26 protein-coding genes are annotated in these 26,356 nt (G+C 39.4%); all 26 read right to left on the bottom strand.

Features of this window, described 5'->3' with window-relative positions; translation table 11 throughout:
- Nucleotide 1: 1 nt before the first annotated feature.
- A complete protein-coding gene (locus AR383_RS04990; protein ID WP_055732145.1) occupies nucleotides 2–928 on the bottom strand; it encodes a glycosyltransferase family 2 protein in 927 nt (308 codons plus the stop codon).
- A gap of 48 nt (nucleotides 929–976) precedes the next feature.
- Nucleotides 977–2,218 (bottom strand): O-antigen ligase family protein, encoded by a 1,242-nt coding sequence (locus AR383_RS04995; RefSeq protein ID WP_198150208.1) that lies wholly within the window; start codon nucleotides 2,216–2,218, stop codon nucleotides 977–979.
- Nucleotides 2,148–3,356, bottom strand: a complete 1,209-nt coding sequence (locus AR383_RS05000; RefSeq protein WP_055732147.1) for a glycosyltransferase family 4 protein — start codon at nucleotides 3,354–3,356, stop codon at nucleotides 2,148–2,150. The genes AR383_RS04995 and AR383_RS05000 overlap by 71 nt, the downstream gene beginning before the upstream one ends.
- Complete coding sequence (locus tag AR383_RS05005) at nucleotides 3,353–4,513, bottom strand: polysaccharide pyruvyl transferase family protein (protein WP_055732148.1); 1,161 nt, start codon at nucleotides 4,511–4,513, stop codon at nucleotides 3,353–3,355. The genes AR383_RS05000 and AR383_RS05005 overlap by 4 nt, the downstream gene beginning before the upstream one ends.
- Nucleotides 4,510–5,313, bottom strand: coding sequence for a nitroreductase family protein (locus AR383_RS05010; protein ID WP_229711104.1), 804 nt, complete (start codon nucleotides 5,311–5,313; stop codon nucleotides 4,510–4,512). Before AR383_RS05010 ends, AR383_RS05005 begins: the two co-directional genes overlap by 4 nt.
- A gap of 280 nt (nucleotides 5,314–5,593) precedes the next feature.
- Nucleotides 5,594–6,889: a flippase gene (locus AR383_RS05015; RefSeq protein ID WP_055732150.1), complete on the bottom strand. Its 1,296-nt coding sequence runs from the start codon at nucleotides 6,887–6,889 to the stop codon at nucleotides 5,594–5,596.
- A 192-nt stretch (nucleotides 6,890–7,081) separates the two neighbouring features.
- A complete protein-coding gene (locus AR383_RS05020; protein ID WP_055732151.1) occupies nucleotides 7,082–8,434 on the bottom strand; it encodes a hypothetical protein in 1,353 nt (450 codons plus the stop codon).
- Between the two features lie 666 nt (nucleotides 8,435–9,100).
- Nucleotides 9,101–10,972 (bottom strand): type II secretion system protein D, encoded by a 1,872-nt coding sequence (locus AR383_RS05025; protein ID WP_198150209.1) that lies wholly within the window; start codon nucleotides 10,970–10,972, stop codon nucleotides 9,101–9,103.
- Between the two features lie 254 nt (nucleotides 10,973–11,226).
- Nucleotides 11,227–11,775, bottom strand: coding sequence for a hypothetical protein (locus tag AR383_RS05030; RefSeq protein ID WP_157051643.1), 549 nt, complete (start codon nucleotides 11,773–11,775; stop codon nucleotides 11,227–11,229).
- Nucleotides 11,765–12,349 (bottom strand): GspMb/PilO family protein, encoded by a 585-nt coding sequence (locus tag AR383_RS05035; RefSeq protein WP_055732154.1) that lies wholly within the window; start codon nucleotides 12,347–12,349, stop codon nucleotides 11,765–11,767. The genes AR383_RS05030 and AR383_RS05035 overlap by 11 nt, the downstream gene beginning before the upstream one ends.
- The gene (locus AR383_RS05040) at nucleotides 12,336–13,469 is read right to left on the bottom strand and encodes a hypothetical protein (protein ID WP_055732155.1); all 1,134 of its coding nucleotides are present in this window, start codon (nucleotides 13,467–13,469) and stop codon (nucleotides 12,336–12,338) included. The genes AR383_RS05035 and AR383_RS05040 overlap by 14 nt, the downstream gene beginning before the upstream one ends.
- Before the next feature lie 5 nt (nucleotides 13,470–13,474).
- Entirely contained in the window at nucleotides 13,475–14,383 is a 909-nt protein-coding gene (locus tag AR383_RS05045; protein WP_055732156.1) for a type II secretion system minor pseudopilin, read from the bottom strand.
- A complete protein-coding gene (locus AR383_RS05050; RefSeq protein ID WP_055732157.1) occupies nucleotides 14,383–15,051 on the bottom strand; it encodes a PulJ/GspJ family protein in 669 nt (222 codons plus the stop codon). The genes AR383_RS05045 and AR383_RS05050 overlap by 1 nt, the downstream gene beginning before the upstream one ends.
- Nucleotides 15,048–15,470: a prepilin-type N-terminal cleavage/methylation domain-containing protein gene (locus tag AR383_RS05055; protein ID WP_055732158.1), complete on the bottom strand. Its 423-nt coding sequence runs from the start codon at nucleotides 15,468–15,470 to the stop codon at nucleotides 15,048–15,050. The genes AR383_RS05050 and AR383_RS05055 overlap by 4 nt, the downstream gene beginning before the upstream one ends.
- Before the next feature lie 25 nt (nucleotides 15,471–15,495).
- The gene (locus AR383_RS05060) at nucleotides 15,496–15,891 is read right to left on the bottom strand and encodes a prepilin-type N-terminal cleavage/methylation domain-containing protein (RefSeq protein WP_055732159.1); all 396 of its coding nucleotides are present in this window, start codon (nucleotides 15,889–15,891) and stop codon (nucleotides 15,496–15,498) included.
- Between the two features lie 3 nt (nucleotides 15,892–15,894).
- Nucleotides 15,895–17,088, bottom strand: a complete 1,194-nt coding sequence (locus AR383_RS05065; RefSeq protein ID WP_055732160.1) for a type II secretion system F family protein — start codon at nucleotides 17,086–17,088, stop codon at nucleotides 15,895–15,897.
- On the bottom strand, nucleotides 17,089–18,759 hold the full coding sequence (locus tag AR383_RS05070; protein ID WP_055732161.1) for a GspE/PulE family protein: 1,671 nt from the start codon (nucleotides 18,757–18,759) through the stop codon (nucleotides 17,089–17,091).
- Nucleotides 18,756–19,160 (bottom strand): type II secretion system major pseudopilin GspG, encoded by a 405-nt coding sequence (gene gspG / locus AR383_RS05075; protein WP_055732162.1) that lies wholly within the window; start codon nucleotides 19,158–19,160, stop codon nucleotides 18,756–18,758. The genes AR383_RS05070 and gspG overlap by 4 nt, the downstream gene beginning before the upstream one ends.
- Complete coding sequence (wecA, locus tag AR383_RS05080; RefSeq protein WP_055732163.1) at nucleotides 19,160–20,254, bottom strand: UDP-N-acetylglucosamine--undecaprenyl-phosphate N-acetylglucosaminephosphotransferase; 1,095 nt, start codon at nucleotides 20,252–20,254, stop codon at nucleotides 19,160–19,162. The genes gspG and wecA overlap by 1 nt, the downstream gene beginning before the upstream one ends.
- Nucleotides 20,254–21,243: a Wzz/FepE/Etk N-terminal domain-containing protein gene (locus AR383_RS05085; protein WP_055732164.1), complete on the bottom strand. Its 990-nt coding sequence runs from the start codon at nucleotides 21,241–21,243 to the stop codon at nucleotides 20,254–20,256. The genes wecA and AR383_RS05085 overlap by 1 nt, the downstream gene beginning before the upstream one ends.
- Before the next feature lie 20 nt (nucleotides 21,244–21,263).
- Nucleotides 21,264–22,121, bottom strand: a complete 858-nt coding sequence (locus AR383_RS05090; RefSeq protein ID WP_157051644.1) for an SLBB domain-containing protein — start codon at nucleotides 22,119–22,121, stop codon at nucleotides 21,264–21,266.
- Nucleotides 22,122–22,165: 44 nt separating this feature from the next.
- Nucleotides 22,166–23,086 (bottom strand): SLBB domain-containing protein, encoded by a 921-nt coding sequence (locus AR383_RS05095; protein ID WP_417858465.1) that lies wholly within the window; start codon nucleotides 23,084–23,086, stop codon nucleotides 22,166–22,168.
- A complete protein-coding gene (locus AR383_RS05100) occupies nucleotides 22,990–23,952 on the bottom strand; it encodes a polysaccharide biosynthesis/export family protein (protein WP_055732167.1) in 963 nt (320 codons plus the stop codon). The genes AR383_RS05095 and AR383_RS05100 overlap by 97 nt, the downstream gene beginning before the upstream one ends.
- A 71-nt stretch (nucleotides 23,953–24,023) precedes the next feature.
- Entirely contained in the window at nucleotides 24,024–24,542 is a 519-nt protein-coding gene (locus AR383_RS05105; protein WP_157051645.1) for an outer membrane beta-barrel protein, read from the bottom strand.
- Between the two features lie 239 nt (nucleotides 24,543–24,781).
- A complete protein-coding gene (locus tag AR383_RS05110; protein WP_335338389.1) occupies nucleotides 24,782–25,678 on the bottom strand; it encodes a DHH family phosphoesterase in 897 nt (298 codons plus the stop codon).
- A gap of 29 nt (nucleotides 25,679–25,707) precedes the next feature.
- Nucleotides 25,708–26,322, bottom strand: a complete 615-nt coding sequence (gene cysC, locus AR383_RS05115) for an adenylyl-sulfate kinase (RefSeq protein ID WP_055732169.1) — start codon at nucleotides 26,320–26,322, stop codon at nucleotides 25,708–25,710.
- Nucleotides 26,323–26,356: the final 34 nt, after the last annotated feature.

The raw sequence follows: 26,356 nt of genomic DNA on the forward strand, positions 1-26,356 counted from the left end.
ACTATTTATCATTTCGCGAAACAGAAAAAATTTTAGCCACAAAAAACCTAGGAAAAAACAAAAGCAAAAACCCCATAAGGCGATACTTATCAAACTTCAGGTAACCTTTACTCAACAAAATTGTTAACGCTTTTTTTCTATTCCCCACTAGGAGATTATTTTTAACACAACTCAATACTGTCAAATGGATTAAATGTATCAGGCTATTGACTAGCTCTCTAGGAACTTTATTTTCAGCTAATAATTTTTTATAGACATAAACCTGTGGGGCTGGACTATAAATATGATTCGTTTTACAGGCGCTATCTTGTACGTCTCTATCATAGTAAACGCTAATATGTGAATGGAAAGCAATTTTAGTGCGACAAGCTAATTCAGCCCAAACTATTTGATCTTCACCCATAGCAACCCCCTGAGGAAATCCTCCAATTTCTTCTTCAAGTAAGCTTTTGTTTATGCACACTGATGATGCTGTTATGGGCAAGTCAGCGTTGCAACATAAATCAAAATAATCATCTAAAATAGAAGTTATCTCATTTGAGCATTTCAATTTCGCAGGATATATGCACTCTTTTTCTTTAAAAGCATAATTCGTACAGAATGCTTGGGCATTTGGGTAGCGCTTAATCAAAAAGTTAATGTTATTTATAAAGTGTTCAGTCCAGTAGTCATCAGCATCTAGAAATGCTATATACTCGCCTTTTGAGTGTAAAATCCCTGTATTTCTAGCCGCAGAAACGCCGCTATTACTTTGACTAATCAACTTAACCATAGGGAAGCTAGCACTAACAATTTCTGCACTATTATCGGTAGATCCATCATCGATAACTATTATTTCGTGAACCGCCATCGTCTGATTTAACACTGAGTTGATAGCTCTAGATATATAGTTTGATTTATTGTAAAGCGGGATAACTACACTAATCACAGACTTTCCTTCGCGTAGATAGAATACATGCTAAAACTAAAGGGAACATTATTGCGGACGTACCATTGAATACAACATGTCCAGCAGTAATAGAATGAAAAAATATAAGAGACAATAAAATAAAATAGAAGTAGCACTTATATTTAATAGCGACAAAAGCCCCCAAGCATATACTAAAAAATATGAAAATGACGAAATAAATCCATAGGAAAAAAACAGCTCAAATATATCATTCTCTAGCAATTTTCTTGGGTTTACAAAAAAAGAATCAAAATTCATATAGGCATAAAAGCCACCCCCACCAAATATAAATCTTAGCGCATATGCCCCTAACCAATTAACTTGTTCGAAAGCGTCAAGTATAAATTTATCTCTCGAACTAGCGATTAAAACCCATTTATTATCAATATTATTAAATTTGTATATTATATTTTCAAAAACCAATAGCAACAGATCAACAATGGGAAACAAAAAGTAACAAAGAAAAGTCGAAACAAAAATAGTTGAAAGAATAGGAAATTTAAAACCAAGTCTAAATAAAAAATATATTAAAGCCAATAAAGAAAAGATCATGCTACCTTTCGTCCCTATCAATGTAGTAGTTACAAAAAGCAATGAAATATGCAATATCTTTATTAAGTTAAATGATTTTAGATTATGAATAAGAATTAAAAGACAACTTCCCATAACCACACCCAAACCATTACCAGATACAAATAACCCGCGGGTAGCAATACCTTTAGAGTAGTTACTAATATGAAAACCTGACAGGTAGGAAATTAGAACTAGAAATGAAATAAGAGTGCCGTAAGTTATCAACCAACTTTCAATAACCCCCATGTCAACTTTCTTTATCTCGGCTAAGTCTTTGACAAGAATGATAAACAGAAAAAAGAAAATAACCTTAGATGACATTACAACGCCATATAAAAAAGGAACCAGCTCACGATGGATTACAGCAACAGAGAATTCCACTAATAGAAAATAACTAAAAATTATAATGGATAGTATTTTTGAAGTATTCTTGCAATATTTAAAGATAAGATAAATGAGAAAAACTGTTGCTAACAATCTTCCTAATTGTGATGGGGAACCTATACTACCATCCCCCATAATACCTAGTTTAAAAAGCACCCCAGAAATATTGTCAAAAAAAGGCAACAGGACTATATTCAAAAAGAAAAAAATTTGAATGTACGTATACTTTAAACTAAACGTTTTATTCGTCATTTTCTGCGTTACTAACCAATTTACTTGCCAAATGGTTCCACGAAAATCGTTGTTTGGCAATTTCTCTACTCTGCATACCCATACTATTACGCATCGAGGTATTGTTGAACAGACTTTGAACACCTTTAGCTAAGGAAGTTGAACTCAAATCATCAACAAATATAGCTTCACTGTCATCTAATAATTCATTGGTAGCGGTAACTACATCACCGGTGCTACGAAAGGCCACTATGGGTAAACCACACGCTAAAGCTTCCAATATGGTCTGCCCTAATGGTTCATAAACCGATGTCATTAAGAAGGCATCTGAACATTGGTAAAATTTCAAAGTGTCTTGTTGAACACCAGTAAAAGTAACATCACTCTCTAAGTTGTTATTGAGCACAAAGTTTCTATATTGAGACTCTTCTTCGCCACCACCAACTATAACTAAATGATAATCTTTAAGAGTAAGCATGGCTTCAAGGGCATATTTAATGCCTTTAGCAGCAACGAAACGCCCTACACATAAAAGTACTGGCTTTCCTTGAGGTATATTTAGATCTTTTCTAATCTCTGCTTTATCGAGCTCCTTTACTGGGCGATAATAATCCGTGTCCACACCGGGCTTACACAAAAGAAGATCTCTTGGTGTAGTTAAGCAAGTTTGTACTTGTCTTTTCATATTTAAACTAAAAACAGCTAAATGATCAGCAGCCAATAAGGCTCGTTTTTGTACAAACGAGTGTATACGCAGCTGTATTAGCTTTTTTAACTTTTCTAAGCATCGACTATTGGTTGACAATAAAGACGGCGAATTTTGAAAGCGAACAACCCCTGGTAATAAATAAGTAATATTACTTAATCCGGAGAGCTTTGAGACCATTGTATTACTATGAAAACGACTAATAACAAGGTCTGGGGCTGATGCTTTTTTTATTCTTCTATAGAGGGTAAGCATACTAAAGAAGCAAAATAGACCTCTTAATGGTCTAAATAACTTTGGCATATTTTGAAAACACGAATACCTATAAACTTCTATACCTTCAAACATTTCATATTCAGGAAGCATAGTCGTATTTACGCTATTTACATCGCTAACTACAACGATCGCTTTATGCCCGGATTCCAAATAGCTTTTAGCCAAATAATATAGCGAATTTTCAATACCGCCAATATTTGGGTAAAAAGCATTACTAGTAATCAAAACTGTTTTCATTTTTTGACCGTATCAACTACTCGTTTAACTTCAAGCCAAAGCTGCTCTGTTTCTTTTTTGTATTGCTCTGCTTTTAGCTTTATGTCTTCATGTAGCGAACTATCCACATTCAGACTTAGCTCAATAAGGGCTTCTAACTGAGGTTTTGAAATATCGGGGCTAATGAGCAATTTTTTAGCTAAATAGTCTTCGTAAAGACTTTCATATTTGTGGCTCCAACTTGTAGAAAGGCACGCTATACCATTAGACAGAGCACTAATACAACCATGATACCTTGAACATAAAACAGCCTTAGATGAAGCTATAATAGATTTTACTTTTACCGGATCGGCCTCTTCAATAACAGGCAATGGTTGATCCAATTGCTCATTTAAAGATGATATCAACAGCCCGTCCTCATGCCCTTCATGATTTAAGAAAAACGGTGTTAAGCCTTTTGCTCTATAAATAGCTATAGCATTGAGTAAGGTTGATTCATAGCTATTAAGCCAGCGTTTATTACTGTTTCTAGGGTTTACCATATTCTTATTAGGGACGATGCAAGCCATCTTTCCATTAGACATGGGAAAGCAGTCATCAACCAAACTTACAGCATTAGTAAAGTCCCCATATTGCTTAAGAGAACTAAAATCACCTGTTATATCATGGATGTACTTATATGTTTCAGATTCTCTAGCGCACACCAAAGCAGCTTTAGGGAAATAACGCGCTATATTAGCCCTTACTCCTGGGTCAGAAAAAGGTCCCATTGCTTGAGGCATAAAAATATAAGGCTTACCATGAGCATTATTTCTTTTTATTTCACCACATAAATGGCGAATACTCATTTTAGGAGACCACTGATCCGAATAAGAGAAACCTGACGCATCAATCACAACATCAATATCAGCCTCTGTAACAACTCCCCATTTGCGAAAATAACGGCGAACAGTGGTAGGTAACCAGTAAGTTATACAGTTAAGATCAAGGTATAATTTTCTAAGAGAAAGCTTTTGCCAAGCACCAACGGAAGCTCGTTGTTTAAAGCTAGCTTTCTGACTAGGCGTTAAAGCAATTTCGGCCTCTGGCCAATACTCTTCAATTCGCTGAAGAATGGCGCGTAACATAAGCTCTGCACCCTTGTTTTCAAATTCAACGCCTTTTAACTCAATAATCACAAAGAGACTTCCTTCACTAATTCATTAACATCTTTCTTCTGAGAATAAGGGATCATTCCCTTGTCATCCGCATAACCAATAGACAACACCATAAGCGGGCGTTGGTTGGCTTTAAGCGAAAGCTTTTTACTCATTTCACGTTCTAAGTTTTCAACATCGGGCCAGTTAATCACACAAGAGCTAAGCCCCAAAGTTTCTAGGGCTAACATCAATTGCATCGACGCTAGCGATCCGTCTATATAGATAACGTGTCTATCTCGCTCATAGGGATACGCGGCTAAATCGCCTACTACAACCAAAACACACTGAAAGTTATGAGAAAACCCTGCTGTTCCCATTGGAATAGCACCAATTTCTCTTGCTTCTTCAACTTTATCAAACACAAAAAACTCAAAAGGCTGCCTGTTACAGGCACTCGGGGCTAAAGTGGCAGCACTCAAGGCTTGATTAATCAATTCTCTGGGTACAGGTTGGTCTTTAAACCATCGCACCGAACGGCGTTGCACGCACAATTGCTTGAACTGCTCAAAGCTTACCGAAGCTTTTTCTAAAGACTGATAGCTATAAGGTGAGAATTCTTTCTCAGTACTGTATTTGGCTGCTATATCATTAAACATAGCTCTAGCGCCGTCCACCACTTCAGATTTACCAGCCGCTACCGCCAAAAAATACTTAGAGAGCACATCGTGTGCCCACTTTAATTCTTGTTGGTTTACGTTGTCGCCATTTACGCAGCGTTTATAACAGGCTACGGTTTCTTGAATAAAGGCTAAACCGAAGACCTCGCGTCGAGGTTGCATAATCAAGCCTTTTTCAACTCGGTGCACATTACGCCTTAACATAACGCTTGAGTTACTCGGGTTCGCTAGCTGCTCCCAGTATGTTTTGCGCCCCGTAAGTACAGAGTAATGTTCGCGATCAAAACGGCGACTTAAAAAACAATAATAAAATGAGGCCAAATAACGGTGCTTAGAACACAGAACAACCAATAATTTGTCGAGCGCTTCAAGCTTGTCCCTAATCACACCAATAATATGGGGAGAGAGAATTTTCCTTAAAATAGAACGCATATTTACTCCGCTATTTATATAAACCTGTACGAAAAACAACCAACCTTAAAGGTAAAACTAAGGAACGCGTCATAATCAGTGCCATAGGCCACGTGTTTTTATGAAAAAATAAAGCCAAGTAAGACGCCGCGGCATAGCTTAACACAGTTGCAGCAGCTGCCCCAGTAGCGCCATACAAGGGAATCAACCAATAATTGAGTAATACATTAAGCAATGCGCCGGTAAACTGAGTGAGCATTGAAAAAAACAAGTAGTTTTCTACTAGTAGCCACTTACTCAATAATGCGCGCATAAATATGAATACTCCCGCCCATATATGAATAACCAATACCGGCGCAGACAAGGCATACTCAGCACCAAACAAAATGTTAATAGCCCATGGGGCAACAAATTGTACCAATATCGCTACCAAAAAAGCCCCTAAGAATAAAAAGTCATTCAGCTTTTGTAGTTGCAATTTATAGGTATTTGGGGCGTTTCTACGATGGTTAATTAACTGCGGAAAAAACGAAGTCACAATCGCGGTGGGGAAAAAGTACCATACTTCAGATAAACGTGCTGCGACAGCATAAATGCCTACTTGCTCGCTAGAGCTTAGCCACCCCAGCATCACCTGGTCCATTTTTAAATAAATAATTGCCGCAATACCCGACAGCATTAACAGCCAAGACTGAGACAACAAATATTTTGCCTCTTTTATACTGGCCGTTAAACGGCGCAAGCTTCCGCCACGGTAGCTATACAAGAAAGTAAAACCCAAGCCCATAAGCAGCATTTCTAAAGCCGCTAAATAAACAAACATACTTAGGCTTTGCTCGAAATAAACCGCTAAAAAACGCAAGCCTGCCATAAGGCTTAGTACCATTAAGCGCATTTTTGCCGCGTAGCGATTATCGACTCGCGCCTGTATCCAATAATCAATTACCGTAAAACTGGTGAACAAATTACCGAGCAACAGCAATGTAAACATAAAGCGCTGATGCTCTGGTAAATACAAAGGGGCAAGTAGCAGGCATAAACCGCCACACAGCAGCGCGCCGCATAGGCGTAAGGTGAGCGCGGTGCCCATAATTTGCTGCTCATCGGCAGGACGTTGCACCACTTCTCGGGTAATAATGGCATTTAAGCCTAAAGCTGAAAAAGGCACCAGCAAGGCCGCCAAGGCTAATAGATAACTCAAGGTACCAAATTGCTCGGGAGCCAAATGCCTCGCTATTGCTAAGGTTACAGCAAGCGATATAGCCATGCTTAACAGCTTTTCTACAATTAACCACAGTGAACTTCGCACTGCTGCATGGCGTAGCATAAATAACCTTTATTAGAATAATTGGGGGTATAAAAACGAGACGGTATATTACTAAAAGAAGGGCCTTTGTTGTACCGTTAGTTAGCGAGGACTCAACAAAAATTGATCTATTAAGGGGTTTCAAACATAAAGATCCAACATAAAAAAAGCGAGCCGAAGCTCGCTTTTTACCTACTACTTAAATCTTAGCGATTAAAGCTTTTTAGTAGGTAGAGTTAGACGGTCAGAGTCTGCAGTTACTTTGTAAGCTGCGTAAACTTGAACGTCGTCTGAAGGTACGTTAACAGTTACGTTAAGTTGTACACGTTCGCCAGTTAGGCCATCAGCTTCTAGAGCGTCTTTCACTTCATCAGCGATACGTACTAAAGAGTTAGCTTTAGAAGTGCCGATAGTGTAAGGACCGTATTGTACTGAGTTTTGGTCAAAGGCAGTTACTGTGATAACACCGTCTTGAGAACCCTTGTTAGTTACCCACAAGAATTGCTCTACCGCTTCACCGTAAGGTACGTAGATAACGTCGATGCTAGCACCGTTAAGTTTCCACTCACCCGCGTCTGCGATTGCATTGGTATCAGTGTGCTCAGAAACATTAGCACCAGCACCATCAGTACCAGCGTCATCGTACACTACAGCTGTATCAACAGAGAATTTCTGAGCTGGAATGATAACGTCTTCTTGAACATCAAGAGTTAAAATGATAGGAGCCGCTAAGGTGTGAGAAACAACAATCTTGTCAGCTTCAACTGAATCTACGTTACCAGCATCTACAACTACAGTGTTAGCACCTAGTTGAATACCGTCAGTATCAGCATCAGTATCTAAGAAACCAAAGTTACCGTTAATGGTGTAAGTAACACCAGTTAGACTAGCTGAAATGTCGGCTTGAGCAGCGTCGGTTAATTCAACTTCGATAGTGTCATCGTTAGCTAGAGCGTTAGCAGGAGTCACAAACAACTTACGGTCAGCTTCTACGTCGATAATACCGTCAAACTTAGTATTTACCATGGTAGCGAACTGTTGAGTCACAGCTAACAAGTCAGCAGTTGAGCTATTAGGAGCAATCGCTTTATCTAACTCTACGCCGTTATTGGTTTCAGCTTTGTAGCTAACAGCCACTTTTTTAGCTGAACGTACTGCATCACCTTCAAAAGACAAGCCAGCGAAAGATAAATCGGCACCAATGGTAGTAGTGTCGGCTGTGGTATCAATGTTAGTTACACGATATTTAAGCTCTGTATCACCAGCGCCACCAGTTAACAAACCAATGGTTACCTCGGCTACAGCAACGTTAGTACTGGTTACTGTAGTTGGAGGAGTGTAGCCTTCAGCTAAAGGTTGAGAGAAGGTTAGAGTGATAATATCGTCAGCTTTGTACTCAGCGCCAAGAACAACAGTGAAGTCGTCACCCACTACTGTAGCAGCAGTAGAGATACCTTCGATACTGTGTTGAAGAGTGCCGTTATCTGGCGTTACGTTAACCGCCATTGCACCACTAGAGATTACAGCCACTGCAGAGGCTAGTAAGGTCTTTTTAAAAAGATTCATTTTTTTATTTCTCCAATTTCATGAAATTGGAACATAGCCACTTGCCTTATGTTTTTTAGCGTTGGTCTAGTTCCGTTAGGGTTTTTTAATATTTACATGCCCTTCAATAGGCAACCCAAAGACGATATTAATAAACAAAACATCGTTGTTCAATACCCAATTGAACGATTTAATCGAGTTTGACGAACTTTCACCCAAATAATGTGCGGGAATTTACATTTTCACAAATAAAAATCGCTCGCCACCCAACCAAGCCATTGTAAAACAAAGACATTTAACTCACAAATGAGAAAATATGGCATTTAATACAAAATTTGAGTTTACTCAAAAATTTTCGATTAAATTTACCAAGTTACAGCTCAACAGACAACTTTTGGTGAATACCACTCCGCCCCGTTGTTTAAAAGGGGCAAACCTGTACATATCTTCATTTGCCAAACCGGCATAAAATAAGCTTTTCGATTTCTCTTGACAGATTGCGAGCGACAGCTTGCTAGGGTGTTGACAAAATCTTAGTTCGCTGTAAGCCAAAACATTTTCTAGGCTGATTGCGGCGGTTCAACTCAATTTCTTGCTAAGAAGCACAGTTAACCCCAAAGGCCACAAACAAAAACCAGATTTAGTAGGCAAATCTGGTTTAAGCTAAATGTTGGTAAAACCACCAATTTAAGGTTGAGCGAATTTTATATTATCGATGCCCCGCTGAAAATCTGAGGTAATTAGCTTCCACTGGTCAGTTCTATGAATCACTCTTGGCGTGACTAACATAACCAATTCGGTTTTAGAGTTAGACTTACTTTGCGATTTAAACAACCCACCTATACCCGGTATATCTTTAAGAACGGGCACCCCATTATCGTTAGTAGATACGTCAGACGATACCAAGCCCGCCAATATAATAGTTTGGCCGCTCTCTGCTACAACTTCGGTTTTTAAGGTACGCTCAAAAATATTTGGGTTACCTTCTGCCCCTGCCGCGCCTTTCACCTCGTTAGATATTTTCTCTTGGATTTCCATGATAACAATGCCTTGGGCATTAACCGTGGGGGTAACGCTAATTTCAACACCGGTTTTGCGATACTCAACATTGGTTTTGGATTTGTCACCAGAGCCAACATCATCGGTTACTGTGGAACCGACAACTGAAATTTGGGTACCTACAGACATATCTGCTGTAACACCGTCACGCACCAGCAAAGAGGGGTTAGACAATACGTTGACAAACTGGTTGGTTTGCAAGGCAGTAGCAATAAGCGCTCCGTCAGCCCCACTTATAGTAAAAGCGCCACCGGTAGCACCGCTGGTAATTAATCCCCCTGAAGCCCCAGGAAAGCCCGAGGGTAAACTTATGCTGCCACTTTTAAGGGCAAACTCTACCCCCAAACTAAACTCATCGGTTAAGCTCACCTCAGCAATTACCACGTCTAACATCACTTGCTTAGGCATAACGTCTAAGCGCTCGATTAGTGGGATTATCGCTTGATATTCTTTACCCGAGGTATAAAAAACAATGGCATTTGACCTTTCGTCGATGACAAAAGTGAGAAAATCCGATTGCGCCCCTATTTGAGCGCTTGCTTTAGCCGGCGCCTGACCTGTTGTTTCGCTGCTTTGTGTATTATTACTGGTATTACGAGCGCTCGACGTTCTGCTACTGGTTACTCCACCACTGCGGGCTGCGATTAACGGCGCAAGGCTGTCGCCAATATCAGACGCCCTAGCAAAGCGAGGGTGATAAATAAAATACTGCCGTGTCTCTACCATTGACGGTTTATCCAACAGCTTTGCCCAATAACGAACCCGGTCAACACCTTCGGCGTGAGACGAAAATATAGCCACCGCACCAATTTGGGCCAACGGAACCAAGACTAAGTTTTTGTTGTTATGCTCACCGACTGCGACTGATAAACCCTCATTGCCTAGCAAGGTCGCTACCTGTGCAGAAAAATCTTCTACAGTTATAAAGGTTAAATTTAACAAGCCAATATGTTTACCTCGATTTGCTGGCGAATCGAGGATCCTAACTATATCTAGCGCACGTAATACATTTTCTCGTTTACCACGGATAAACAGCGCGCTTTGTTCAAAATCAGCGGTAATTTTAGCGTCAACCAATTGCATTAAGGTTCGCTCTACACTGATTTTGATACCATATTTTAGCGGCACAACCTGAACAATTTCGTCGCTGGTATTGGGAACACTATCTGCGTTAACGCCCAAACCCAAGGTGACAGGTTTACTTTTATTCTCTTGCTTTAAGTGTAAAAAGAATACGTCATTATCGTATAAGTAACTCACGCCATTGGCATCTAATAGGCTAATAACCAGCTCAAAAAATTGCCGTTCAGTTAATGCGTTGGGTACATTTAAGGTGATAGGTTTATCAAAGGTATTTAGGCTTTGATCTATCACATAGCTAGACCCTAATACTTCACCAAAACTGTAGTGGATAAAATCGATAATTGGCATTTCTTGGGCCGCTACCGACACCACCTGCTCGTTACTATAATTAAGAGACAATTGTACGCTTTTAGACACTTGCTGCTCTTTTGCTGGCAGCGGTGTTAAAGAATTAAATTGACCCGGTTCGCTGGTTTCCAGCTGGGATTCATAACTATCACTTCCCACATTGTTGGAATTTGCCCCCGCTAAGTAAGACTGATTAACCTTAAAAGGTTCTCTCGCGGATTCCGCTTGGTCTTTGTTTGAGGTAGTTGCACAACTACTAAGAGCCAGCACAAAACAGCCGGCAGTGAGAGATCTAAGTTTTAGAATGTGAGCAGGTTTTGTTTTCATGATGATTGAAATAGCTTTATAGTTATCTCGCGCTGTTCGGCTGTAAACATCACAGAGTCAGCGGCGATAGATTTAAGGTTGTATTCTTCAATACTGCTAGATAATGACAACTTTATAGTTTCGGTTGTGCCATCTCTAGTATCTGTTTTTATAAATACAGCGAATGGTATATCTCGCATAAATACAGCTAAAAGACTGTAACGGTAGTCACCAATATATAAGTGCTCTACAAGACCATTTTGCTGTGCCTGAAGCTCTGCGCTCATAGACTCGGTTTCTATTACCGTACTGTTTTGCTCGTCTATCTGTTCAGTAGCCTGCTGTTTATCTACCATAAACGGTGCCATTTTCTCATTTAGCATTGATAAGTGTTTCGGCAAAAGTACGGCAAATGCTTCCGCTTCAGGCGCGAGTAAACGCTGCGCTTGTGTGTCAATATCTTGCTGCGAAGTTAAGCGCAAGTTAAAGTCGAGGAAGGCTAGGATTAATGTTAGAAGCACCGAGATAACAACAACATGGTCTTTATAAATAGTATTAAACATCATCGACTTCCTTGGTATTGCCGCTTTGCCTTGTCGGTGACACTAATATTTTAATGATGGCGCTACCTCTAGTTAATCTCCCCATTTCAGTCTCTGTCATTCCCTTAATATTCACCCTCCACTCTACAAAACGTCGCGGTAATGGCTGCGTTTCTAGATCTGAAATAAATTGAATAAAATGAATCAATTCACCCGTTATATTTATCTCTAGCCGAAGCTCTGTATAACTATCATGATCTAACTTTCCTAACCAACGAGAGCTTCTTAAGTTAAGCTCACGAGCCTTTAATAACTTTTCTACATTCTGTAATTGCTTTAGCTGTGATGCACTGTCTGCATCACCATGGAAGAAAACCTGCTGCTGATTGTTAAGTTGTTCATCTACTTGTTGCTTAACACTCTGGAGATAGTCTGATTGCGCAACCAGTGCTTTGCTTTTCTCCAAGCGACTTTTTAAACTTTCGATCTCTGAGGCTTTAGTATTTTGCCAATCAATAATAGGCACTACGACGAATCGCAATACTGCTAATACGGCAAGAATGCTGACTAACAGTTTACGGTTATTAAGCAGCGTCATCTACAAGATCCTGTAAGTAAAATGAAATAGCAAACCGCTCTTTATCACGCTGGCGACTAACGGCATTAATAAACTTTGCGTTAACAACGCCGGGTTGCAGCGAAATCTTCGATAGTACGTCACTTGCACTTTCACTTAAACCGCGAATAACGACCTGATTTTCTTCGAACTCAACCTGCGTTAGACTGGTTGAACTATCGACTATTGGCAGAAGTACCAACCAAACGCGCCAAGATAAATCCATATCGTTAAGTAGGGTTTGTCCTTGTTCGTACTGCTTTATTAGCCCCGCCACTTCTCGTTGCATAACAACGTATTTTGATACGCTACTAGACTGCTGGGCATATTGCTTAGTTAAGCTTTGATAGGTATAGCCTAAGTAGAGGCTTGATGCGGCTAAATAGCCCCCTGCTAAAACACTTGAGATTAAGGCAGCTTTAATAACGCTTTGCTTGTTAATAGCATTTTGTTTAGCTTTGTTAATACGAAAGTTAAGCGGCCAGATTGAGATCTTCTCATAGATTCGCTGAAGCAATAATGCTGGATATTGATCAATAGTAACGTCTACTAAGGGCACCTTGGCACTTAAGGATGACATCCATTTGAAGTGTTCGACACTGGTACAACCCAATTTGTCCATGGAAGAAGTAACACCACCAGCTTGGCTAGCAACATACAGCTGACCACTTAAGGTAGTAATTGAGACTAACTTTTGATTTGTAGCCAATAATAGCGACTCAGGAAGCACCCACCAGGCAGATTTAGACAACTCAGCCATTAAGGTAGCGGGCACCAACCAAAAATTCACTTTGTAACGGCTTTCTTCTATGCGATTGATGGTATTAAATACCACTGAATTTTTGTTTTTATCTAAGGATTCGTAACTCAGTAAAGCCTTGAGTTCTTTTATAGAAGGAACGGAATATTCTTTAGAAAGCTCTTGATAATGCTCACGACCTAAAATAACTATTTTAGGTTTAAAAGCTTCTAAGCTTGCTTTATGCCAAGTGACAGCCTGACCTTTACCACCATTAGCTTTGTATAAGGCTTCAGAATACAGGCCGATTTTACTCGTTAAAATTGCGCTTAAAGCATCAATGATTGGAACTGCAAACTTCACAGAATTTAAGACCGTTTTCGAATTAAAAACGGTATGTTACTACTTTCGGGCTGCAAGGTCACATCAAGCTTTAATCTTTGGCTTATATCTCCACTAGTAGCCTTGAATTCAATCAATACTGTTGAGCTACTAAGAAAACCGACGGACTCTTGGCTTTGCCATCCTGTTATACCTATAAACGAGGCCCTATCTAAGCTTCCCATTTCTCTTTCTGCCGATAACCGCTCTACGTAGTCTGGCCCCACTAACGCCCCCCAAATAGCTTCAGGTGCAGTAAGTAAATTTAAATCACCCGCAGAATACATGGAGAAACAACACTTTATACGAGATATCAAGTCGCTTTCATCTATGTTATCGGCTGCGAGTAAGGCCTTAATAATTTGTTCAAACTCACTGCTAAACTGCATTGGACCGTGCCTTGGACTTATGCCTAAATCATTAAGCTCTTGCTCCGTAACACCGCCAAATTGCCAATCCGATACAGGGGCTTGCCAGTTAAGAAAAGTAGCTGAAAAACGCTCTGCCGTACTTTCAGGCATCCCTAAATAAACTAACTGCTGAGCTAAACGTGAACTAGGAGAGGCAATGATAGAGTGCAATCCAGCAGCATCTTGCATCCTAACTTCGACTTGGTCGATAAAAAAAGGGGCATTGTAAAAATTCCATTTCCCAACAAGCCCATCGTCATTGATTTGTTTAGAATGATTTTGGGTAATCAGTGTATATAGCAGTTCAGATTTCGCGCTGTATATCTGAGCCTCAGCGTTCACTTTATGGGTATATCCTGTCGCTAATTTAAGCTGTGATTTGGTATCAAAACTAATTTGCAAAGCCAACATCATAACCAAAGCAGATATTAATAAAACTTGGATAAGAGCAACGCCGCGCTGCTTAGTGATTCGAGCTCTAAGCATTATTCCTCACCTTTGGTGAATCGCCCGAGTGAGATGTCGGGCTTAGTAAGCTCGAAATACCAGCCTTTTTCGATATCATTATCGGTCCATGTGATCGAAATTCTTTCCGGGGGGGTCATTCGAACGAGGGCATTATAGTCATTAAACCAGTCTAATTTTCGTTGCTCTAACTCACCAACATCTTCTTCAGTTACTCCGTAGTATTTGAATGCTACTGATTGTAAACCTTCATCAATAGTAATTTGGTAAGTAAAATCAACTTGCTCAGTTGTACTGGTTAAGTATGAGTTATACATTGGACTTTCTTGATATATGAGTTCATAAGTAAAGTCTGTGTTCTGCTCGCTGAATACTCTTATCACAGCCGGCTGCCCTGGGAAACTAAAAGAGTTTCGACTAATGCCAACAAAACCGGAGGCATGACCTTCAAAATAGTACCTTGATTGTTCGTTTTTATTATAAGCGACATAGGGTATAACCGAGCCAATAATATCTCGAACAATATTTTTTTGTCTTATTTCGTAAAACTCATCGTAAAACCGACCTACGCTGCCTTCCCAATAACGACTGAACTGACTATAGGCGAATGAGGCAACAGAAATAACCCCAGTAAGCAGCACCATAGCCACTAGCATTTCGACTAAACTAAAGCCTTTGTTGTTTTTCATGGCCAAGACAGTTCTTTATATCTAATTGTTCGTTTAGAGTTGACATTTATCAGCAGCAACTTCACGTCCCATAACTTATAAATATTCTTAGGCTGATCGTAATTTCCGGTTTCAGGATTAAACACTTTTTGCCTGGTACTGCTAGCAATGAGTTCAGCTTCAACCTCGTAAGTTATATCTCCCATTTGTCCACTAAACGCAATAGCATCGGAATTATGCCTACGTAAAATTTCGTTTTTAACTAGAATTCGGGCCTCTTCAAATTGGCCTGATAAAATGAGAGAAGCAGTAGCCTTTTGACTGGCAACCACAGAGCTGTGATATAGCTGTGTACTAACAGCTAAAACCATAAACATTATGAGTGCAGCAACTAAAGTTTCAATTAAGGTGAAGCCTTTGCTTACTGGAGACTTATACATAAAGCACACTTTAAATCACTAGAACTTAGGACTTAGGAAGTAACATATCAATAAGGTCAATTGACATATCTTTTCCATCTTTCTTTATATACAAAATTTGCTTGTCTGGCATACCGGTTGAGTAATAAGTAACAGCCTGCTCTGGAAACTCTAAGTTGTCAAAAGAATACTGCTTTGACGCCTCTTCATGGCTTTGAGTTACTATATTTTGATAAAAATAAAACTGGTAGGTACAACCGCATAAATATGATTGATAACTGGCTTCTTTTAACACGTTATTCAATCTCAACCAATCTCGATGAACGTTAACCTTGGCCATCATGTTAAGCCCAATCCCCCCCACTAAGCTCATTGCAAGCATGCCAATAGTAAGCACAATCAATAACTCGATCAGGGTAAAGCCTCTATTAATTGATTTCACGGACTAACCAAAGTCGTTAATAGATACAATGCTAAGTAGCATGATGACAACTACCGAACCGACGACTCCACCCATAAATAGTATTAAAACAGGTTCTAGTAAGCTGGTTAGCTTTGCAGTCCAAGATTCAAAATCAGTTTTAGAGCGACTAGCTATTTCTTCAAAAGCAATAGACATTTCGCCACTTTCTTCAGCAACTTCAAGCAACGAAACATAAAACTCTGGGTAGATTAAAGACTTTGAGAAATGCTCAGATAACTTCCCGCCCTCTTTGATACGCTTCTGAGCAGTTAACAGCTGCATTTTAAGAACACTATTCTTAACACTATCTAAGGCAAGTAAAATAGCTTTGTCTATTGAGATACCCGACTGTGTCATCATAGCCAAAGACGCATTAAAACGAATACGATCTAGTAATATAGTAACGCCAGAAGTCAACGGTAAGTAAACAAGAATACGATCTAATTTTACTCGGCCCGAAGCCTGTTTGAAGGTATATCTCAATATCATGATCAGAAAAATAATTCCTAGCAGTAAATACAACTGATAATTCACGAAAAAATCACTTAAGCCGAGTAAAGCCATAGTGTAACTAGGAATATTAGTGACATTGTCAAATAGAGTTGATAGCTGAGGGACAATAAAATTAAAAACAAATAAGATACACAAAACGCAAACACTAAAAATCACAGACGGGTATACCAATGCTTGTAGTGTCTTTCTTTTAAGGTCTTTTTTAAACTTTAAATCTTCAGCTAAGTTTTTAAATACTACAGATAAAGTACCTGTCGCCTCCCCCATTCGAACCAAATTAATATAAAGCGAGTCAAAGTATTCAGGGTACTTAGCTAACAAATCAGAAAGATTTTCTCCCTGTTTTAACCCCGTGCTTATTTGCTCTAAAAGATTACGGGTCGCTAAGCTGCCTTTACTTTTCCGTATAATATCCAAACCGCGGTCAATCTTTACTCCACTTTTTAATAGTAGAGAGAGTTCAGCAGTGAAAAACTCAATATCATTTGCTGTAAGGCGTTTTTTTTCAAATAAATTAATACTTTTGTCCAGCTCTGAGAGCTTTACAGGATTTAAACCAAGAGCTTTTAGTTCTTTTACTGCTTGTTCTGTGTCATTAGCATCTAGTTGGCTTTGGTGTAAATTCCCAGCTGAGTCGTAAGCTTTATATTTGAAAGTAGCCATTTAGCCTGCAACCCTTATCACTTCTTCTATACTCGTATAACCCTGAACAGCCTTATATAAACCATCCTCAAACAATGTACGAAAGCCCTTAGAAGAGTTATAGCTACGAGCGGCGTCAAGAAAAGTTTCATCTTTAGGCAAAGCGGCCAAATGACGGTCACATCTTAAATACTCGATAATTGCCATTCTTCCTTTATAGCCAGTATGGCCACAATCGTCACAGCCAACAGGAGTGCGTAAACGAATATCGGCTAATTCAAAACGACGGGCGATATCATGTAAGTTATATTTTTCGATCAATGATGACTGTTCTGCATCATCGACTAATGTCGCGCATGAACAAAGTTTTCTAGCTAAGCGTTGGGCGATAACAGATACAATAGCGGCGTTTAATAAAAACTCTTCAACACCAAGGTCTATCAGTCTAGTAAAAGCACTTGGCGCATCGTTGGTGTGAACAGTACTAAATACCAAGTGACCAGTAAGAGCTGATTGCATTGCAATTCTGGAGGTCTCTTTATCCCGAATTTCTCCGAGCATAATCACATCAGGGTCTTGTCGAACTATGCTTCTCAAACCAGCAGAAAAATCAAAGCCAATATCTGAATTAACTTGAACTTGATTAACACCATCGAGTTGGTACTCAACAGGGTCTTCAAGCGTAATTATTTTTACGCCCGGATCATTCAGTTCATTCAACAGCGTATACAGAGTGGTGGTTTTACCACTACCTGTTGGACCGGTTAAAAGTACTACGCCTGAAGTTTTAGACAGATCTTCTTGTATAGCATTCAAGACATCACTAGATACGCCCAAAGACTCAATTTCATAGCTTATGGAGGTTTTTTTAAGTAACCTTAAAACCATACTCTCGCCATCATTCAGTGGTAATGATGAGACCCGAATGTCCAAATCTACGCCTGAAACCTTTAGCTCAATTTTTCCATCTTGAGGCCTGCGTTTCTCAGCGATATCCATGCCGGAAAGGATTTTTATACGAGATATTAAAGGTAAGTTTAATCTTCTTGGAATTTTTTCTAACTCGTGCAATACCCCATCAACCCTTACCCTAGCTCTATATAGATCATTAACTGGCTCGAAATGAATATCTGACGCTCCAAGTTTCAATCCTTTGGAAATAATAGAGTTAAATAAGTTAACCGTTGGAGCTTCACTCGCCATTTCACGTAGCCGCTCTTCCTCTATGTTGTCTAAAGCTACGGCAACACTAGGTGACTCGTTATAGTTTTCATAATTTCTAGCCAAATCTTCTACTTGGCTTGGGGTAGCAATATAAACAGTCAATTTGTTTGACAGCTGATTTACATGCTGCAAAGGGCCAATAGCAAGAGGATTATCAGTTACTAGAGCCTGCTCTGAACCAAGATTTATTAAAAACCAACGTTCAGATGAAAGTAGCGTTGTATCCAAAACAGGGTCTGCAAATGTAACCTCGTAATTATTTGCTGCAAGATCGTCAAATAATGGAAGGCCAAGTGTAGCCGAGTATATAGGCGCTAAGGAATTTTCGTCCAAGGAACCTAAATTGACTAATATCGACTCAAGCCTTCCCCCAAACTTTTCTTGATAGGAAGTTGCTTTTGATAAGTCGTCCTCTGTTACACCATATTTTAGTAAGTTGTAACTCAATGAGTTAGAGGATGGATTCATTGAAATACAATATCCTCATCTTCACCTGTTCCACCTTCTTTACCATCTCTACCGAAGGTCTTAAGGGAATAAGGTAAACCATCCGGCCCCGGTGAGCTATAAATGTAATGATTTCCCCATGGGTCTAGTGGAATGTCTCTAGGTAAATAAGGACCATCCCATCCTGGCGCTGTTGAACTCCTAAGCTCTTCTAACTTTTCAGGGTAATAGCCCGTGTCTAAAAGATAGGTGTCAAGAGAGGTAGAAAGCATTTGCATTTGAGCTGATGCTGTTTTTTGTTTAGATGAACCGACTTTTGAAAACATAGCAGGAGCAACTAAAGACATTAACAAGCCCAAAATAACTATTACTATTAATAATTCAATTAGAGTAAAACCTTTTGAAAAAACCTTATTACTCATTAGAAATCGACTTCCTTTTTAAACTTGGAAAATTTTAGTTTAAACGCTCTAATCACTACTAAAACTCGCCAGATGTGAATTAATACAAAATTATATACTAAAAAAAGAATGATAAAACTAATAAACATAAACCATTCGGGTACATTTAACAGATCCATTCCTATACCGATTGCACTAAACACAAAACTAAGAGCTGTAATGATAGAAAGAGTTTGACGAGAGCTAAACTTTGCTCTCATAAAGATATGATGTAAATGATCTCGACCAGCTTTAAACGGAGATGTACCTTTACGAATTCTGCGAATCATAACACTTAACATATCCATTAACGGTATAGCTATCACCCACAACGCTGTCACCGGCTGAAAGGCCTTATTCTCGCCTTGACTGCCGATTGCAAGTAACCAGACTACTGTTAAGCCAATAAACATCGACCCAGCGTCTCCCATAAATATTTTGGTTCGCTTAGGGTTATCTGCTCGAGCCAAATTAAATAGAAGATAAGGAATTAAAGACATTAGCAAGGCTAAAGCAACCCAAGTATGGGCCGTATCACCATTCGCATAAAACAACACCGCTAAGGAAAACATAGAAGAAAAGGTTAAGCCACCAATTAGTCCATCAATACCATCGACCATATTAAATGCATTGATAGCACCAACTATTGCCAAATAAGTAAAAGGCGTAGCAAACCAATATAAATGAATATCACCAAATAATAATATATTTCCTAAGGAATCGATTTTTTGACCACTTGCAAACATCATCACACTTGCGGCCATAAGTTGGCAGAACATCCTTACTCTAACACTAAGATCACATTTATCATCAGCAATTCCAACCAACAATATGCCAGCAGAAGCCAACACAAAGTAATGTAACGAAAACTGATTTGCATAATTCATAACTTGGAGAGACAGTATAAAACCTATATAAACAGATATCCCTCCGATTAAAGGAACAGCTCCGACATGAACTTTACGCTCATTAGGCACATCAACTAATTGTAATTTAACTGCAAAGGGTTTAAGTAACTTAATTGAGGCATAACTACCTAAAAATGCAACAAGCATTGACACACAAAAAGTTGACATCAATTGCCCTCTTTCGATAACGATTTAAGGTAGCTAAATACGCCATGTAACAAAATAAGCACAATTCCTAAAACGATGCCTAATATTGCGCCCAATATACAGATTAATGCTCGATTAGGGCTGGACTTTATTTCAGGAATAACGGCTGGGTCAACAACACTAAAAACATAACTATCATTAGCCTCTGCTAACATCATCGTTTTCGTTTGCTCTTCAATAAGTTGATAAAAAACATTTTGCATTTGCGAGACAGCTGTTTTATCAAGTTGCGTCTGCAAATAATTAATATTATTTTGAGTTTCTTCAATGGTTCTTGATTTCATCGTAGAGTTAATATCAACCACTAACTCAGATACAATAAGCTGAGCGATAATGGGCGAAATATGCGAAATAGATAGTGTAATTAAGCCAGTGTCTTTATTTTTAGATACTTCCAGCATATTTTTAAGAAATACTTCGTGTATTTCTTGATTACTAGGTTCAGCCTTTAACGGAAAATCGACCTTTCTTACCCAGACACCATTTTTTTCATCGTATAGCTCTGCATTGTAGATTAACTCGCCATTATCGAAATCCCACAGGAGAGGAGCCATTATATCTGCTTTTAGACTATGCTTCTCAACGAAGCTAGATATAAACAACCTTGAACGTAGAACTTCTAAAGAAAGCGTGGTCTTGTCTATTGCATTTGAACCATTGAGATTTAAACCTGCAAATGAAGCTAACCCACCCAACTGTGATGCCATTCCACCGAGGTTATCACTTGCGTTTTCTGTGGGAGCTAATAACACGCTTGACCGGTATACATTAGGTAACTTAATTGCATAGAATGTTGCCGCCAAACTAAAGGCAAGTGCGGTTAACAAAATTACAATTTTTCCAGCCCATAACTTCTCAACGATTAACGATAAATCAAATACATCTTCATTATTAATGATTTGTTTTTGTTGATAAATTGTTGCGTCCGTATCTATGGATATATTCGTCATAATTTAACTATTACCAACCATTACTTAAACGCATTGGCAGCAACACCAATTTGATACATAATTTGAGTCACAGCTCCCCAAGTAGAAAGAGCATCGCGATAATCACTGTCTACAGGAACGATGATCGTATCCCCTGGTTCTAATGGATTTTTTTTGTTCCCAAACCAAAAACCTGACTCAGGTTTATATACCGAACCATTTGCTCTAACAATAAAAATTCGATCCTCATCGGCTTGCTTCTTAATACCACCCGCCTGATTGATATAATCTTTATAACTTAGCCCTTTATCTAACAAGTAAGAAGTCGCTAACTGAACTTCTCCCATTATCGTTATCGAGTTTCGGAATTGAGGAACAAAAAGAAGATCTTGATCCTCCAAAATGAAATCTTTACTGATGTCACCATCTAAAATTGCAGGAAGATCAATAACCATTCTACCCAAAGCAACGCTACCACTCATTTGCTCAATTAACTCAAGTTGCTCACTAGCAGAGGAGCCAAAATTACTCCCACTTTTACGTAAACTTTTTTTGGCCACTTCCTGCCGAATACTTTCTGCATAAGAGTCTATCTGCTCTTGTTCTCTGAGTCTGAGCGCCTCTCGAGTGAAGACAGCTCCATCAATGTGGGCATAAGTACTTAAGCCTCCAGCTCTTTTTAACAAATCACCAAGAGTTTCGCCTCGCTCTAATACATAGGTACCGGGAAATTTCACTTCACCTTGTAAGCTCACAGTGCGCTGCTTACGAATATTAGGTATTGCCAGTATATTCAACCTATCCATAGGCGCTATCTGGATATTCTGCGACGAAGAGTTATCCATCGCCTTAGCTAAATCAATGCGCAACATCTCTGTTTCAGCGTTATAGTTAGACACATTGGTACGAATCAGTTCACTGTGCAACAAATAAGCCGCGTCGTTTAATCCCCCGCAGCGATAATTAAATCCTTCACTGTTTCTCTGTCGGTTATGGGGTATATGCCAGGAAATCTAACCTCGCCTAAAACTTCAGCAGTCTGAACTCGTTTCCCTATTGCTGATTGTTCTTGAAGGAGCATCAGTAAAGGTGTAAGTAGTTTTTTTCTAGTAGAAGCAAGCGCTAATTCGATCTCTTCTTGTGTTAAGCCAGTCATAAGACTCGCTTTTTCAAAATCAATTTCTGGGTCTTTTTCTTTAACCTGTTCGCTATCACTTAACTCAACCCGTTCTAACTTTGCACGCTGACCAGCATCTAATATTGTAAGCAGTTCATCTTGTGTTTCTTTAATAGCGAAATCTTTTGTAAATGCTTCTAAATTATATCGGGTGAATACTAAAATTTCATCTTGTGGCTGAAGTTCGACATTATCGATAGAGTGTGGTTTTAAAATTGCGTTACCTAAGTCAAACTGCACTACGGAAATATCATTTCTATCATTGAAAGTTCTAACAATAATCGAATAATCTAAATCAGATGACTTATTTAACCTTCCTTTTACAGATGGGAAAATATCGGAAACTCTTAAACCTTCTCGCCACTGATACTTCCCGGGACGAGCAACATTTCCCTTTACGCTAACAAACCGTAAATCACTCTTTAAAATAGGGTTGATTACAATTGAGTCGCCATTATTAATCGGCTGAGCGGAGCTTTTACTATCTGAAAGATCAAGTGTCGTCAACGAAATAAAGCCTTCCTTAGTATATCGCTCTAAATTAACTGATCCTAAATAAGCTTTATCTGAAGTACCTCCAGCATAAAATATCAGGTTGCTGATTGTCTCGTTGCCTTTAATTTCATAAATAGCAGGCCGAACAACTTCCCCTTCAACTTTAGCTGTTGCCCCAAAGGAGAAACAAATACAACATCACCCGCTTGTAAGCGCACATCATTGGCACTATTTCCAAAAATCAGCAGATCATAAAGATCCAAGTGCTTAACGATTTTCCCATTTCTTAATAAACGAATGTCTCGTAGACTTCCCGATTCACTAACACCGCCACTAGCGTAGAGAGCATGTGTAATTGTTGCCAAAGAACTAACAAGGTACTTCCCAGGTTGATATGAATCTCCTGACACAAAAACTTCAATGCTTCTAAGTTCGCCCATTGAAACTGCAGCTCTGACTCCGATTTTTTGTTCTGCGATTCTTTCCGTAATGGCATTCTTTACACTCAAGAACGACTGACCAGCAACACTAATAGGCCCTAATTCAGGGAATAGAATGGTGCCCTGTCTGTTGACTTTAAACTGTAAACTTTGATTCTCCTTACCGAACAACTGAACTAAAATGGTGTCTCCAGGACCGAGTATATAATCACTAGTAACAGGCAAATTACTTATCGGAGCGAAAGTATTCGGCTTGGTAGAGAATACACCTAAGCCAAACCTTTTTAATTCATCTTCTTTAGCTTTTTCGTCTTCAAGTTTTTGCAATTCGAGTTGCTTTCGCAACTCCAAGTAGTCACTAGATAGAACTGTCTGTTGGTTTCTTTTTTCAGGTAATACGGCCTCTGGAAAGGTTCCACTTATTTCGCTTTGGTCTATCTGGTTTAAAGATATCCCATATTCAATCGCCAAAGCTTTCTGTTGTTCAGGTGGCAGTTTTTGCAACATTTGCATTTGTTCTGGTGAAATATCAGGAGCTGCTTGCGATGAAAGGCTGCCTATAAATGTTAAGGTAACAAAGGCTAACGTTCTAACCGTATAAAGTAATTTGAGCTTCATTTCGCCAATTATTCCAATATTATGTTTCTATTTGAGAGAGTAGAAAGCTTAAGTATTTTCAATAGAAATAGCTAAAACCGATATTGATAAGACAAATTAAAACCGCCAAGTTTAGCGGTATCGTCACTAAAGTAGTTGACATATTCAATTGTGACAGCGGTCTGCTTACCGAACGCATAATGTGCACCAAGGCCAAAGCTAATACCGCCTTCACTGGAACTGCCTGCTTGTTGCTGGTCAAGCTTAGCCGATGAATACCCGGTTAAAGCATATAGCGCCACCTGATTCGTTATCGGGAGGTTACCCTTAACAAAAGCAGAGAATAAATCTTCCGCTATTAATCCACCAGAACGTTTAATAGAGGTGCCATATCGACCTTCGACTGCAACATAATCGTTAAAAAAAAACCCGACTTGTCCTTGCAGTATAATAGGATGGCCTTGGACTGAGTCTGAAGTACTAGAGTGAGAATATTCGGCATTTGTATATAAGGCGCTAATCCCCCCATAGATAGAACTATGAGCAATAGAGACAGGCATAAAAAAAAGCAGAACTAGGATAGTTTTGCTCAATGGTCGTATTGCGATCACAAAATACCCCTAAGACTGGATAATTAGGCGCGAATTATAGCATACGCCATAAAACTTTCTAGCTTATTTTTTGGGGGTACAAACTGCTCAATAATAGCTCTTTTATTGAAATATAAGCGAAGATATGAGCTTTAATAGACCACATCGCACAGCCTAAAAAAACAATCAACAGTCTCAGAGTTTGTATCTATTTTCTACTTCTTGCACTAGTTTAGGCAACTGTTCTAAGCTCAGCACGTTTATTCCTGCCGCTCCTGCTCGCCCCCTCCTGTTTTATAAGTTGAGCAAATATCGACAGCACCTACAGGAGATAGAACTGGCGCACGGAGGCTAACTGAAGCTTCAGTATCTGTACTTATAGTTAACACTAATTGTGCTTGAGAAGGTGCTTCATTAGCTAGCTGATTACCAAAAACACCACTTATACGCCTAGCCCAAGGCAAATTGGGCAAAACTACAACTTTGACCGAAGACGACTCATAATAAGGTGTTATTCCACGAGCTAAGGTCAAATCGTTTTTGTAAGCTATTTTAAGTTCATGGTATGGGGAATTTAGGTCTTCAATAACCTCAAACGGAGATTTGTAACAAAGCAACTTTTTAAAAAGAATAGTAGGCTCAAAATGTAAATCTGATACATTCGTTCCATATCCATTGTAGTTAATCAATATGCCTAGTTCTTTCAATGCATTTCTACGCCCTATCGACAGTCTTGCTTCATTAGCTAAGGCATCAGCTGTTTTAACAAGATTATCCCCATAAGCAGCGGCTATCGCCCAATGGTGATAGCGCCCCTCTAGATGCTGGTCTACTAATAAAGCAGTACACACGTCGGGCGCAGTATCGATGGTTGCCTGTAAATTCGCATGTTGTGGGATATCACCGGCTTGATGATGGTCGAAATATTCAACACTTGCGCCGCACTCTAAGGCTCGCTGCAAGCCGGAGATATTTTTTAGCATGGAGATATCTAGCACGGTAATACAGTCTTCAGCTTGATACTCCAAGTTGTTCATTAATTGATTATCGCGCTTCACTCCAGTGACTAGCAGGCTTTCGCGTGGCTGGGCTAAACGTAATTGCAGTAAGGATAAAATGCCGTCGGCATCACCATTAAAAATATCGATATAGCGCATTTAACTTTTCATCCTTACTGCGTGGTAATTTAAATCGAAGCCTTAACAATGCCCGCATCAACCAAGGCCTGAACAATATACTCTGCGCACTGTTCCACGCTTTTACCCGCTGTTTGTAAATGAATGTCTGCGTTTTCAGGCGCTTCATAGGCAGAGCTTATGCCAGTAAAGTTTTTGATCTCGCCGTTACGCGCCTTTTTATAAAGACCTTTAGGGTCGCGCTGTTCACAAACGTCCAGCGGCGTATCGATGTACACCTCAAAAAATTGTCCCGGCTCAAGCTGATTACGCACCAAACTACGGTCATCTTTAAAGGGGGAAATAAATGCAGTAGACACCACTAAACCCGCATCAACAAATAACTTGGCCACTTCACCAATACGGCGAATATTCTCTACTCTGTCGCAATCAGAAAAACCCAGGTCACCATTCAAGCCATGGCGAACATTATCACCGTCTAGTACGTAACTGTGTACACCTTGCTGATAAAGTAAGTAGTCAACCGCATTGGCAATCGTCGATTTTCCTGAACCACTCAAACCGGTAAACCACAATACGCAAGGCTTATGGCCTTTCTTCGCCACGCGGGCCTCGTGAGTCACACTATGATTGTGCCATACTACATTTTCACTTTTCTTGTCCATGTTGTTCCTACTTCACTTCATCCGATACAAGTTT

The sequence above is a fragment of the Agarivorans gilvus genome (genome assembly GCF_001420915.1).
GTDB lineage: Bacteria > Pseudomonadota > Gammaproteobacteria > Enterobacterales > Celerinatantimonadaceae > Agarivorans > Agarivorans gilvus.

Excerpts from the sequence above, each read along its gene's own strand:
- AR383_RS05055 (WP_055732158.1), bottom strand. The coding sequence starts at position 15,470 with ATGTATAAGTCTCCAGTAAGCAAAGGCTTCACCTTAATTGAAACTTTA.
- AR383_RS05010 (WP_229711104.1), bottom strand. The coding sequence starts at position 5,313 with ATGCAACCTCGACGCGAGGTCTTCGGTTTAGCCTTTATTCAAGAAACC.
- AR383_RS05110 (WP_335338389.1), bottom strand. The coding sequence starts at position 25,678 with ATGCGCTATATCGATATTTTTAATGGTGATGCCGACGGCATTTTATCC.
- AR383_RS05050 (WP_055732157.1), bottom strand. The coding sequence starts at position 15,051 with ATGAAAAACAACAAAGGCTTTAGTTTAGTCGAAATGCTAGTGGCTATG.
- AR383_RS05065 (WP_055732160.1), bottom strand. The coding sequence starts at position 17,088 with ATGGCTACTTTCAAATATAAAGCTTACGACTCAGCTGGGAATTTACAC.
- gspG (WP_055732162.1), bottom strand. The coding sequence starts at position 19,160 with ATGAGTAATAAGGTTTTTTCAAAAGGTTTTACTCTAATTGAATTATTA.
- AR383_RS05015 (WP_055732150.1), bottom strand. The coding sequence starts at position 6,889 with ATGCTACGCCATGCAGCAGTGCGAAGTTCACTGTGGTTAATTGTAGAA.
- AR383_RS05070 (WP_055732161.1), bottom strand. The coding sequence starts at position 18,759 with ATGAATCCATCCTCTAACTCATTGAGTTACAACTTACTAAAATATGGT.
- wecA (WP_055732163.1), bottom strand. The coding sequence starts at position 20,254 with ATGTCAACTTTTTGTGTGTCAATGCTTGTTGCATTTTTAGGTAGTTAT.
- AR383_RS05030 (WP_157051643.1), bottom strand. The coding sequence starts at position 11,775 with ATGATGTTTAATACTATTTATAAAGACCATGTTGTTGTTATCTCGGTG.
- cysC (WP_055732169.1), bottom strand. The coding sequence starts at position 26,322 with ATGGACAAGAAAAGTGAAAATGTAGTATGGCACAATCATAGTGTGACT.
- AR383_RS05000 (WP_055732147.1), bottom strand. The coding sequence starts at position 3,356 with ATGAAAACAGTTTTGATTACTAGTAATGCTTTTTACCCAAATATTGGC.
- AR383_RS05035 (WP_055732154.1), bottom strand. The coding sequence starts at position 12,349 with ATGACGCTGCTTAATAACCGTAAACTGTTAGTCAGCATTCTTGCCGTA.
- AR383_RS05085 (WP_055732164.1), bottom strand. The coding sequence starts at position 21,243 with ATGACGAATATATCCATAGATACGGACGCAACAATTTATCAACAAAAA.
- AR383_RS05100 (WP_055732167.1), bottom strand. The coding sequence starts at position 23,952 with ATGAAGCTCAAATTACTTTATACGGTTAGAACGTTAGCCTTTGTTACC.
- AR383_RS05045 (WP_055732156.1), bottom strand. The coding sequence starts at position 14,383 with ATGCTTAGAGCTCGAATCACTAAGCAGCGCGGCGTTGCTCTTATCCAA.
- AR383_RS05020 (WP_055732151.1), bottom strand. The coding sequence starts at position 8,434 with ATGAATCTTTTTAAAAAGACCTTACTAGCCTCTGCAGTGGCTGTAATC.